The organism is Undibacterium sp. Dicai25W (genome assembly GCF_049340505.1).
GTDB lineage: Bacteria > Pseudomonadota > Gammaproteobacteria > Burkholderiales > Burkholderiaceae_D > Undibacterium > Undibacterium jejuense.
In genome coordinates this window covers 89,442-102,482 of the sequence record NZ_JBMPOQ010000006.1, presented here as the reverse complement: position 1 = coordinate 102,482, position 13,041 = coordinate 89,442, and the positions used below count along the sequence as shown (strand labels likewise).

Below are 13,041 nucleotides of genomic sequence, written 5' to 3'. Positions count from 1 at the left end.
GCCTGTGCAAAAACTGTGATTAATAATTTCGATAAGCACGCTTTGCCAACATACTTTAAAACATAATCAGGAGACAAGCATGGCAACCGCACCTATTTCCGCGTCAGGTGGCATGACCGCGGAAGAACGAAAAGTGATTTTCGCTTCTTCCCTCGGCACCGTTTTTGAATGGTACGACTTTTATCTCTACGGCTCTTTAGCAGCCATTATTGCCAAACAATTCTTTGCTGGCACCGATCCTAATACAGCATTCATTTTTGCTTTGCTGGCTTTCGCTGCAGGTTTTATTGTGCGACCGTTTGGCGCATTGGTGTTTGGACGTTTAGGCGACATGATAGGTCGTAAATACACGTTCCTGGTGACGATCCTGATCATGGGTGGTTCAACCTTCTGCGTTGGCTTGTTACCGAACTTTGAAACGATAGGCATGGCTGCACCAGTGATTCTGGTGTCGCTACGTATTTTGCAAGGTCTAGCCTTAGGTGGCGAATACGGTGGTGCAGCCACTTACGTCGCAGAACATGCCCCACATGGCAAACGTGGCGCATACACTGCCTGGATCCAGACCACAGCCACGCTGGGTTTATTTTTGTCACTGCTGGTCATCCTGGGTACACGTCAGGCAATCGGCGAAGAAGCATTCTCTGCATGGGGATGGCGCGTGCCGTTCTTGGTCTCGGTATTCTTGCTGGCTGTGTCGGTATGGATTCGTTTATCCATGCATGAATCACCAGCTTTTGCAAAGATGAAAGCTGAAGGTAAAACCTCTAAAGCACCTTTGACCGAATCATTCGGCCAATGGAAAAATCTTAAAATCGTTATTCTGGCTTTGGTTGGTTTAACTGCAGGTCAAGCTGTGGTTTGGTACACAGGCCAATTTTATGCACTGTTCTTCTTACAGCAAACATTAAAAGTCGACGGTGCTACCGCCAACTTATTGATTGCAGCTTCTCTGGTCATCGGTACACCATTTTTTATTATCTTTGGTACCTTGTCTGACAAAATAGGTCGCAAACCTATCATTCTGGCAGGCTGTTTAATTGCTGCAGTCACCTACTTCCCGATTTTCAGCGCACTGACACACTATGCAAATCCAGCATTAGAGTCAGCATTGAAAAATGCACCGGTTGTGGTTACTGCTGATCCTGCAGATTGCCAATTTCAGTTCAATCCTACCGGCACCAAGAAGTTCAACTCTTCCTGTGACATCGTCAAAGCTAAACTGGCTGCAGCATCAGTCAACTATTCCAACGAAGTAGCACCAGCTGGAACCCCTGCAACAGTCAAAGTTGGCGACAAAGTTTTCACTTCGTATAGTTCCGCTAGTTTATCTAAAGAAGATGCCGCAGCGAAAGACAAAGCATTCTCCAAAGAGCTTGCAGATGCGATTAAAGCGGCTGGGTATCCACCAAAAGCAGATTCAGAGCAAATCAATAAGCCTATGGTGTTATTGCTCCTGACCATCCTTGTGATCTATGTCACGATGGTGTACGGTCCGATCGCAGCGATGCTGGTAGAAATGTTCCCGACCCGTATCCGCTACACATCTATGTCATTACCATACCATATCGGTAATGGTTGGTTTGGTGGTTTATTGCCAACCACTGCCTTTGCTCTGGTCGCATTTAAAGGCGATATTTACTATGGCCTGTGGTATCCAATCGTAATTGCCTTAACGACATTTGTGATTGGCGCTTTGTTTATCCGTGAAACAAAAGATAACGACATTTATGCTGGTGATTAATCCCGCAAAGTAATTTAGCCTTAATAAAAAGCCGCTTGCAGATAAAATGCAAGCGGCTTTTTAATACAGTCCAACTTCAGGATTACCAGCTGCCACCGATTGCAGCAATGAATGCGACGCTGTTAGCGTACTGACGATTTCTGACGTTCCACAAACTTGCTTCAGCGTTGATACGTGTGGTTTGCGCTGTCAAAACGTTGATGTAACTCACAGTCCCCGCGGCATATTGGTTTTTGGCAATCAGCTCAGAGCGTTGCGCTGCAAGCAACGCCTCGTTTTGCAAACGCTCTTCCTGCTCAAGCAAACTCTGGGCTACCAGACCGTCTTCGACGTTCTGAAACGCGGTCAACACCGTTTGCTTATAACTGGCAACGCTTTGATCATAGACCGCCACTGCTTGCGCCGTCTTAGACTTGGTGGCACCTGCATCAAAAATATTACCAACCAATTGCGGCCCCAAGGACCAGATACGATTGGGAGCGCTAATCAAATCAGAAAATGCATTGCCGTTATAGCCGCCGCTGGCAGACAAGCTAATGGTGGGGAAATAAGCTGCCTTAGCAATACCAATTTGCGCATTTGAAACTGCCATGTTACGTTCAGCGACTGCAATATCCGGGCGACGCTCCAAAAGCTGAGATGGCAGCACCGACGGCAATTGGGGTAAATGCGGTGTCGACTTCGATACATCCAATGCGAAGCTTGCTGGTGGCTTACCGAGGGCAGCGGCAATTGCATGTTCCAACTGTGCGCGCGTTAGTTGCTTGTCTATCGTTGCTGCTCGCGCGGTCTTTAACTGGCTTTCTGCCAACGCAACGTTGGCATCAGAAACGATTCCAGCCTTAAACTGATTACTGGTCAAAGTCAGCGTCTCATTTAATGCGTTTTCACTGTCGCGCAACTGCTTCAACTGAACATCGGCAACCACTAACTGCAAATAAGCCGTCACTAATTGCGCCTGACTACTTAATTTAATCGCTGCCAATTGCGCGACGCTTCCCTCTTCTTTGGCCTGACCAGCCTCAATTGCGCGTCGCACACTACCCCAGAGATCAATTTGCCAGCTTGCAGCAACGCCAACTGAATACTGTTTTGTCACTGGGGCATCGCCAGCATTGACGCCGCGCTTTGCCCCGGCATTACCAGTGATTTGCGGAAATAAACTTGACTCAGCCTGATTCAACAACTCTTTGGTCTGACGATATTGTGCTTCAGCTTGAGCAATACCCGGACTTTGTTCATTTAAAATCTTGACCAGGTTATTGAGTTGCTCATCCTGATATACCTCCCACCACGCATCACGTGGACTAGCATCCATCGGTTGCGCGGTTTTCCAACGGCCATCTTCTTTGAAACTTGCTGGTGTATCGATTTTAGGCTTGACGTAATCAGGACCAATTGCACATGCTGACAAACCAAGCGCTAACAGACTGACCATCAATTTCGGCTTACACATTGTTCTAAACATTTTTTTCGACATAGCAATAAATCCTAATATTTTTCAACAGCGACTTGTCCGCCGCGACGGAAAGACAGGCACCATAAACGGAAGCGATCTAAATACAGATAAACCACCGGCGTCGTGTACAAAGTCAGCAATTGGCTCAGGATCAAACCGCCAACGATTGAGATGCCTAAAGGTGTACGCATTTCTGAACCGTCACCATGCCCCAATGCAAGCGGCAGAGCGCCAAACAATGCCGCAAGTGTTGTCATCATAATTGGCCTGAAGCGTAATAAACAAGCTTGCAGGATTGCTTCCTCAGGAGGTAATTTCTGTTCTCGCTCGGCTGTCAAAGCAACGTCAATCATCATGATCGCATTCTTTTTGACAATACCAATCAACAACAAAATACCAATCAAAGCAATGATATTGAATTCAGAATCAGCCGCCATCAGTGCTAACAACGCACCAACACCAGCCGATGGCAAGGTCGACAAGATCGTTAACGGATGCACGACACTTTCGTACAACATACCCAGAACAATGTAGACTGCGACCAGGGCTGTCAAGATCAAGAATGGCTGACTGCTGAGTGAATCCTGAAAGCCCTTAGCACTCCCCTGAAAACTACCTTGCACTGAGGTTGGCAAGCCTATTTCTGCCAGTGCACCGTCAATTGCCTTGGTCGCATCTGACAAGGAAGTTCCGGGAGGCAGATTAAATGAAATGGTTGTCGCTGCAAACTGACTTTGATGATTAACAGCTAGTGAAGTCGTGGTTGGTTCCCAACGTGCAAACGCGGAAATCGGAATCGGTTGACCACCCGGTGTCTGCATATAAATGCTTTTGAGACCTTCTGAATTTTGCCAATATTCAGGTGCCACTTCCAGCACCACGTGATATTGATTCAGCGCATTGTAAATCGTCGACACTTGACGCTGACCGAAAGCATCATTGAGTACAGAATCAACCTGATTTTGCGTTAGTCCCAGACGTGCCATGGCATCACGATCAAACACCAAACTCGTTTGCAAACCTTTCGTTTGCTGATCGGTATTCACATCGGCCAACATCGGCAACTTGCGCATCGCCGCTTCTACTTTTGGCGCCCACAACCGAAGTTCATCCAGGCTGTCACCTTGCAAAGTATATTGATACTGCGCATTGCTGGCACGACCACCAATACGAATATCTTGTACCGACTGCAAAAATAAACTCGCACCAGGCTCTTTCGATAAAGTCTTACGCAAACGTGCAATCACCTGATCGGCCGTTTCCGTTCTCTGGGTCAGCGGTTTTAGCGCAACAAACATATTTGCCGTATTTCTTTGTCCACCACCGGTAAATCCGATGACCTTATCGACAGCGGGATCAGCACCAACGACATCAATAAAACGTTTCAACTTTACCTGCATAGCCTGAAACGAAATACTTTGATCCGCTTGTATCATACCGTTCAGGCGCCCGGTATCTTGCTGTGGAAAAAAGCCTTTAGGAACGATAATGTAAAGATAAACGTTCAACGCAATCGTTGCAAACAAGAGCACCATCATAACGGGACCGTGCTTTAGTGCCCAATTCAAGGAACGGTGGTACACCGATAACATCCACGCAAATACGCGCTCACTAAACTGAAATAGTTTTCCGTGTTTCGCTTCACTATGCGGTTTGAGCCACAATGCACTCAACATTGGTGTCGTCGTCAAAGAAACAATGAGAGACACCAGAATCGCCACCGACAAAGTCACCGCAAACTCGCGGAACAAGCGACCGATAATGCCACCCATCAGCAAAATAGGAATAAAGACGGCAATGAGCGAAATACTCATCGACAATACCGTAAAGCCTACCTCTTTAGCACCTTTAATGGCTGCATTAAATGGACTCATACCATTTTCGATATGACGGCTAATATTCTCGAGAACAACGATCGTGTCGTCGACCACAAATCCGGTCGCAATGGTCAACGCCATTAAGCTCAGATTATTCAACGAGAATCCAGCCATATACATGACTGCAAACGTACCAACCAAAGACACGGGGACAGTAATTGCCGGAATCGCTGTAGCTCTTCCATTTCGTAAAAACAGAAATACCACCAGAATTACCAAGCCAATAGAAATCACCAGTGACCGCTCCACCTCAAACAAGGAGGCACGAATCGTCGGTGTTCTATCCATCACCACATCCATGTTGATCGCGGCAGGAATAGACGCTTTCAAACTAGGAAGTAAAGCACTAACACGATCAACGGTCTCGATAATATTCGCGCCAGGCTGACGGAATAAGATCAGCATAACCGCTGGTTGCTTACCATACAGACCGGCATTTCTGACGTCCAACACAGAGTCATTAACTGCAGCAATATCGGAAATGCGAACTGGATTACCCTTGCTATAACTCACGATTAATGGCAAATAATCCTTAGCTAATTTTGCCTGGTCATTCGCCTGCACCTGCCAATGATGGGTTTCATCTTCAATAAAACCTTTTGGGCGATTGGCGTTGGTTGTGGTAATCGCTGCGCGTACCGTCTCCATGCCTATACCGTAGTGATTCAATTGCAAAGGATTGACTGCCACCCGGACTGCTGGTTGCGAACCACCTCCGACAATCACATTACCAATACCGCTCACCTGCGCTAACTTTTGACCGAGGATCGTATCGGCTGCGTCATACATCTGACCTCGAGTCAAAGAATCGGACGTCAGTGCAATAATCATAATCGGCGCATCAGCCGGATTGACTTTACGATAAGTTGGGTTGGCTGGCATGCCAGTTGGCAGCAAAGAACGTGCAGCATTAATCGCCGCTTGCACGTCACGTGCCGCGCCGTTGATGTCACGGTCCAAATCAAATTGCAGGGTAATGTTCGCCGAGCCAAGGGAACTAGAAGAAGTAATTTCGGTTACACCCGCGATCCGCCCTAAAGCACGCTCTAATGGCGTCGCCACAGTGGCTGCCATGGTCTCCGGGCTGGCACCGGGGAGCCGAGCATTTACTGAAATCGTTGGAAAATCAACTTGCGGCAAAGGAGAAACCGGCAGCAATCTGAATGCCAGCATCCCCGCCAAAAAAATCGCCAAGGTCAATAGCGTGGTGGCAATCGGACGTCGGATAAACGGTCCTGAGGACATCATACTTCGACCTCATCACCAACAACAGGTACGGAGACCTTACCAAACCGACGCGCCAGACGATCAAATGCCAGGTAAATAACCGGTGTCGTAAATAAGGTCAGCACCTGACTCACCATCAAACCACCAACCATCGTGATGCCCAGTGGCGCACGCAATTCAGACCCCATACCGCCACCCAACATCAGTGGCAAGGCACCAAGCAATGCTGCCATCGTCGTCATCAGAATTGGTCTGAAACGCAATAAGCAAGCCTGATAGATTGCCTCCCGTGGCGCCATACCATGATCACGCTCAGCTTCCAGAGCAAAGTCGATCATCATAATCGCGTTTTTCTTCACAATACCAATCAACAAAATAATACCAATGATGGCAATCACACTCAGTTCAGTACCACTGACCAACAAGGCTAGCAATGCCCCAATACCGGCGGAAGGTAAGGTCGACAAAATCGTAATCGGATGAATGTAGCTTTCATACAGAACACCCAGCACGATATACATGGTGATAATCGCCGCCAGAATCAACCATAGCGTGTTGCTAAGCGAAGCCTGGAACGCCATCGCAGCACCCTGGAAGCGCGTTTCTATACTCGCCGGCATTCCCAACTGCGCCTCAGCCTGATGAATAGCTTCAACAGCTTCGCCCAGAGATGCGTCTTTCGCCAGATTGAACGAAATGGTTGCGGTTGGGAATTGTCCCAAATGATTGATTGTTAATGATGCTGAACGCTGCTCGATGGTCGCGACTGCATCCAAAGGTACCGGGCCACCAGCCAAGGTCGGAACGTAAATCCCTTTCAATGACAAAGGTCCTTTTTGCGCAGCAGGATCAGCCTCCAACACGACCCGATATTGATTGGTCTGGGTGAAGATCGTTGAAATCAAGCGCTGACCAAAAGCGTCATACAAAGCATTATCAATCGCTGCCGTCGTCACACCTAATCGTGAAGCCGTATCACGATTGATCTTCACATAGGCTTGCAAACCCTTGTCTTGCAAATCGCTGGCGACATCTGCCAAAGCTGGCAATTTCTGCAAAGTTTCAATGAGTTTCGGTGTCCAGGTGGATAAATCTTCTGGATTCGTTGCTTGTAAGGTGAATTGGTACTGCGTCCTGCTAACCCGTGCATCAATACTCAAGTCTTGTACTGGTTGCAAATACAAAGACATGCCTGGTATGTCACTGACTACTTTTTGCAACCTATCATTGACCGTCCGGATATTGTCGCGGCTTTCTTTAGGTTTCAGATTGATCAGCAAACGACCACTATTCAAAGAGGCATTCGCACCATCAACACCAATAAAAGACGACAAACTTTCCACCGCTGGATCTTGCAGAATTTTCTTTGCCAGAGCCTCTTGCTGCGCTGCCATAGCAGAGAATGAAATGGATTGCGATGCTTCACTGATACCTTGAATCGCACCAGTATCTTGGAGCGGGAAGAAACCTTTAGGTACCCATATGTACAATACTGCTGTCAATACCAAGGTGCCCAACGCTACCAACAAGGTCAACGCTTGACGATTCAATACCCACTGCAACATTTTGCCGTAGTACGCAATGATGTTATCGAAAAACTGTCCGCTTGCATGGTAAAAACGTCCCTGTTTTTCTTCCGGTACATGCTTGAGCAAACGCGCGCACATCATCGGCGTGAGCGTCAACGAAATGAACGCTGAAATCAAAATCGACACTGCCAAAGTAATCGCAAATTCACGGAACAAACGCCCTACCACATCCCCCATAAACAAGAGAGGAATAAGTACGGCAATCAGCGAAAACGTCAGAGAAATAATCGTAAAACCAATTTGCTTGGAGCCTTTCAAAGCAGCCGCCATCGGCGCTTCGCCCTCTTCGATGTAACGGGCGATGTTTTCAATCATCACAATTGCATCATCGACCACAAAACCAGTCGCAATCGTCAATGCCATCAAGGTCAGATTATTGATTGAAAAACCAGTCAGGTACATTACTCCAAACGTCCCTACCAGTGACAGCGGTACGGCAACGGCAGGAATAATCGTTGCAGGAATATTGCGCAAGAAAATATAAATCACCATGACGACCAGAGCGACCGATAGCATCAATTCAAATTCCACGTCTTCAACCGATGCACGTATCGTGAGTGTGCGATCAGTCAGTACTTCGACATCGACAGCACCAGGCATACCAGCTTTCAACTGAGGTAATAAGGCCTTGATCTTATCCGTTACTTTAATAACGTTAGCACCTGGTTGACGTTGGATATTCAAAATGATCGCGGGTGTCGCACCCGCCCATGCTGCGAGGTGAACGTTTTCTGCTGACTCCACCACCTTTGCCACATCGCGCAATCTCACTGGGGAACCATTCTGATAAGCCACGACGACATCTTTATACTCTTCCGCCGACTTCAACTGATCGTTACCATCCACAGTCGAGGCTTGCAACGGACCATCGAAACTACCTTTGGCCTGATTGACGTTAGCATTCGAAATTGCGGTACGAATGTCTTCCAGAGTTAATCCACGATATGCCAGGGCCTGCGTATTTGTCTGCACCCGCACCGCTGGCCGCTGACCACCACTAATACTCACTAAACCAACACCAGGCACCTGTGAAATTTTTTGTGCCAGACGGGTATCAACCAAATCCTCAACTTTGGTCAAAGGCAGTGTCGGCGAACTGATAGAAATCGCCATGATAGGCGTATCTGCCGGATTAACCTTATTGTAAATCGGTGGATTCGGTAAATCGTTCGGCAACAAATTACTTGCGGCATTGATGGCTGCCTGGACTTCTTGTTCCGCCACATCCAGTGTCTGATCCAGACTAAATTGCAAAGTAATGACTGAGGCGCCACCGGAGCTGGACGATGACATTTGCGACAAACCAGGCATCTGACCGAATTGTCGCTCCAGAGGTGCGGTCACAGAGGAAGTAATCACATCAGGGCTGGCTCCTGGATAAAGAGTAACAACCTGGATCGTCGGATAGTCAACTTCGGGAAGTGCTGAGACGGGCAACAAACGCCAGGCCAGCAAGCCTGTCAACATAATCGCGATCATCAATAAAGTGGTCGCGACTGGCCGCAAAATAAACGGGCGAGAAGGATTCATGCAATTTCCTTGCGTTTAATTTGTGGCTGGGGCTGATGCTGACTGGGATACTGCATGTGATGCTGCAGATACTGAAGCCGATGCAGAGGAACTGCCAGTGGCGTTCGCTCCACCTTTACGATTCTTCCCATGCCCCCGGGATGCATCGTCGCCACCCGCATCAGGCTTGGCATTACGATCAACCAGCTTCACTTTGGCGCCTTCTCGCAGTTTATCCAGACCGTCGATTACGACTTTTTGACCTGCTTGCAAACCGCTTTCGATAATCGTGTTGTCACCTGACACAGGGCCAGACACAACTTTACTTATACTCACTGTGGAATCTTCGTTGACGATATAAACATAGCTACCAACTTTACCAAGTTGTATTGCCGGCGTTGGCACTGTAAGAACGTTTGTTCTGGCGCCTAACTGTAAATGCACATTGACAAATTGATTTGGAAACAGGTTTTGTTTTTCATTTGAAAATTTCGCCTTCAGATTCACCGTGCCAGTTGCAGTATTAAGCTGATTATCGATCGCTAATAACATTCCTTCAGCAATTTTGTGTTTATTATCTCTGTCCCATACTTCCACTTTCAATTGCCCATTTGCCTCTTGTGAAGCAGCCAGAACATTGCTCAGACTTGTTTCCGGGACTGAGAACAAAACATTGATAGGATCAATTTGTGTAATCACAACCACGCCATTCGCGTCACTAGAATGAACAATATTGCCGGGATCCACCTGGCGCAAACCAACGCGGCCAGTTACGGGCGCGGTAATGCGGCTATAACTTAATTGCAATTTAGCATTTTCGACAATACCCTGGTCGTTTTTGACCGTCCCCTGATATTGCTGCTCCAAGGCTTCTTGCGTATCGACCTGTTGCTTAGCGATCGAATTTTGCGCCAATAACTGACGATAACGTTGCAAATCCAATTGGGCATTTTTCAATAAAGCCTGATCACGCAGCAACTGTCCCTCTGCCTGCATCAACGCTGCCTGATATGGACGCGCATCTAACTCAGCAAGCAGCTGCCCTTGCTTAACTAACTGCCCTTCAACAAAATGAACTTTTTCCAACTGCCCATCCACGCGACTCCGAACTGTGACTGTGTAAGTTGAATTTACTGTGCCCAAAGCCGCCATTTGCAAAGGCGCATCTTGTTTGACTACCGCTGCTATACCAACCGCGACTGGCATCCCGCCTTTTCCCTGCCAACCACCAGCTGCGGCTGGCTGCTTATGTGTAATCCACCAAATACCTGATACAACTCCAGCAATCACGACCGCAGTAACGGCATAGCGCATGCCCCGAGAAAATTTATTATTAGAGTCTGACATGATTATTTTTTCAGAAAAAGTAGATTTCATTTTTTTGCAACAAAATGAGCAAATAGCAGATAAATAGCAGATATTAAGAGCGTTTTTTTGCAATCTCGAATAGCACGCAAGCAAAACGGCGCGGCACAATAAAGGGCTTATATCATAGGGGAGGCATTAATCGAAAAGCAACCGTCCCTTTGTATAGAGTTGTTTCAAGAAAATCATGTGACAGCATCAAACGCCAGCAAAAAAATTGTTGATCATAAACATTGAGGGCATATGCAAAATATCAATGATTTTGCATATGCCCTCAAACAAACATGAGTTACCAGCCTGAGATAGTCAAGCAAGTAAAAAGTTCAAAATAAATATTGCATTGTTAGTGTCGCTTTTTCTTGCACAACTTGCAGGGTTACATCACTGCCAACTACCAGGCTGGCATGATCGCGAATATGTCCAAATGGAAGACCGGTCAATACCGGGATAGAAAGAATACTGCGTACATACTTTAGCATTTCAGCAAAGTCGTAGCCATTGTCATGAGGTGCCAACCGATAACCAGAAAAATCACCAAGAACGATTGCCTTCTGTTTTGCCAGAACACCAGCAAAATGCAATTGCAACAGCATGCGCTCTACTCTGTAAGGATGCTCGCCGATATCTTCCAGAAATAAAATCCCGTCTTCCAGTTGCGTCCAATATGGAGTACCCAGGGTATGCACCAACATCGCCAGATTACCGCCCCATAAACGCCCTTGGATTTGCAGGTCGGGCGTACCCTCACTCACAAATTCAACGCTATGTTGAGTACCAGATAAACAGGCAAAAAACTGGCTTACCGTATAGTCGGACACATTATCAGAATGACTAAAATCACCCAGCATAGGCCCTGCGACACTTTTCACGCCGCGCGCCAACATCGCCTGATGCATTAATGTGAAATCGCTATAACCAACAAATTTCTTCCCACTCTTCGCCAATAAATCCAGATTCAAATACGGGAGTATGCGTGAAAAGCCATAACTACCACGCAAAGCGATCACCACATCCACATCAGGATTTGAGGCGGCCGCATGCATCTGCTCAACACGCAGTTGATCACTGGCTGCAAAACGTTGAAATTTTTCTTCGGGGTGATAATAACTGTGAACCTGATGGCCACATTGACGCAAAAAAGTGATGCCCCGGATGACCGCATCTTCATCAAGAGGCGCACCACTTGGCGCAACAATGGCAATTTTTAAATGAGAAATAGGAGTCGCTGCTGTTGCAATCGTGGTTTGCATGGAGAAAACTCAAATAGATGGAATTTCGGATTTAGCCTGACGTTTTTTTTCTGCGACTTCACGACGTCGGCTGGCAAAAAAATCTTTTAGTAATTGCGCACATTCTTCAGCCAAAACGCCGCCGCTGACCTGCGTGTGATGATTCAATTGTGATTGCTCAAAAATATTCAGCACAGATCCCGCAACACCCGTTTTGGCATCAGTCGCGCCAAATACGACGCGCGCCAATCGCGCATGCATCATCGCTCCGGCGCACATGACGCATGGCTCCAACGTGACATACAGTTCGCAACCAGGTAAGCGATAATTGCCCAAAACTTCGGCAGCGCGGCGCAAAGCCATAATTTCAGCGTGCGCTGTCGGATCATGATCAACGATGGGTCTATTGTAACCAGTAGCGATAACAATACCATCTTTCACGACCACCGCGCCAACAGGAACCTCGCCTTCATTCCACGCCAACTGTGCCTGTTCACAAGCGGCGCGCATAAAAAAAATATCTGAAGCTGCCTGATCAGCATGACCAACATGACCAGGAACAGCATTCAGATTATTGTCTTGCATCACAAAATTATCCGTCGATCTCAGCCCAGCAATTGGGCGTTTCATAGAGCGTTACCTTCGCCAGTTTCAAGCTACGACCAAAATGATCCTGATACACATCTTTCAAAATATCAAAAGCAATTTTTGCCAAATTTTCGACAGTGGGTACGCGATCGATTACCACCGTTTTATGGCCAGGCAATTTCTCTAAGAAATTTTTGATAATGTAATCCTTCTCATAGACGATGAAGGAATGGTCCCACAAATTGACCAGATGTTTATTGGCGAGCGCCTTGATATCACCAAAGTCCATAATCATGCCATTATCGGACTCACCGTCCTGCTGCACCACTTCACCGATCAAGGTAATTTGCAAGGTATAGCGGTGACCGTGCAAATTACGACACTGGCTGCTGTGATCGGGAATACGATGACCTGCATCGAATTCCATTTTTCGGGTAATCGTTAACATGAAAAG

Annotated in this window: 8 protein-coding genes; 1 reads left to right on the top strand and 7 read right to left on the bottom strand. The window is 47.1% G+C overall.

Annotation, left to right across the window (positions count from 1 at the left end; translation table 11 throughout):
- Positions 1-79 precede the first annotated feature (79 nt).
- Entirely contained in the window at positions 80-1,744 is a 1,665-nt protein-coding gene (locus tag ACO0KY_RS09180) for an MFS transporter (protein ID WP_423045444.1), read from the top strand.
- An 82-nt stretch (positions 1,745-1,826) separates the two neighbouring features.
- Here ACO0KY_RS09180 and ACO0KY_RS09175 read toward each other — a convergent pair whose 3' ends face one another.
- From ACO0KY_RS09175 to queD, 7 genes are all read right to left on the bottom strand, one after another.
- Entirely contained in the window at positions 1,827-3,224 is a 1,398-nt protein-coding gene (locus ACO0KY_RS09175) for an efflux transporter outer membrane subunit (protein ID WP_423045442.1), read from the bottom strand.
- A gap of 11 nt (positions 3,225-3,235) precedes the next feature.
- A complete protein-coding gene (locus ACO0KY_RS09170; RefSeq protein WP_423045440.1) occupies positions 3,236-6,328 on the bottom strand; it encodes a multidrug efflux RND transporter permease subunit in 3,093 nt (1,030 codons plus the stop codon).
- Entirely contained in the window at positions 6,325-9,426 is a 3,102-nt protein-coding gene (locus ACO0KY_RS09165) for an MdtB/MuxB family multidrug efflux RND transporter permease subunit (RefSeq protein WP_423045438.1), read from the bottom strand. The genes ACO0KY_RS09170 and ACO0KY_RS09165 overlap by 4 nt, the downstream gene beginning before the upstream one ends.
- Before the next feature lie 15 nt (positions 9,427-9,441).
- Complete coding sequence (locus ACO0KY_RS09160; RefSeq protein ID WP_423045436.1) at positions 9,442-10,752, bottom strand: MdtA/MuxA family multidrug efflux RND transporter periplasmic adaptor subunit; 1,311 nt, start codon at positions 10,750-10,752, stop codon at positions 9,442-9,444.
- Positions 10,753-11,093: 341 nt separating this feature from the next.
- Positions 11,094-12,020, bottom strand: coding sequence for an LD-carboxypeptidase (locus ACO0KY_RS09155; protein ID WP_423045434.1), 927 nt, complete (start codon positions 12,018-12,020; stop codon positions 11,094-11,096).
- Between the two features lie 9 nt (positions 12,021-12,029).
- Complete coding sequence (gene tadA / locus ACO0KY_RS09150; protein ID WP_423045653.1) at positions 12,030-12,584, bottom strand: tRNA adenosine(34) deaminase TadA; 555 nt, start codon at positions 12,582-12,584, stop codon at positions 12,030-12,032.
- A gap of 7 nt (positions 12,585-12,591) precedes the next feature.
- On the bottom strand, positions 12,592-13,035 hold the full coding sequence (queD, locus tag ACO0KY_RS09145; protein ID WP_423045432.1) for a 6-carboxytetrahydropterin synthase QueD: 444 nt from the start codon (positions 13,033-13,035) through the stop codon (positions 12,592-12,594).
- Positions 13,036-13,041: the final 6 nt, after the last annotated feature.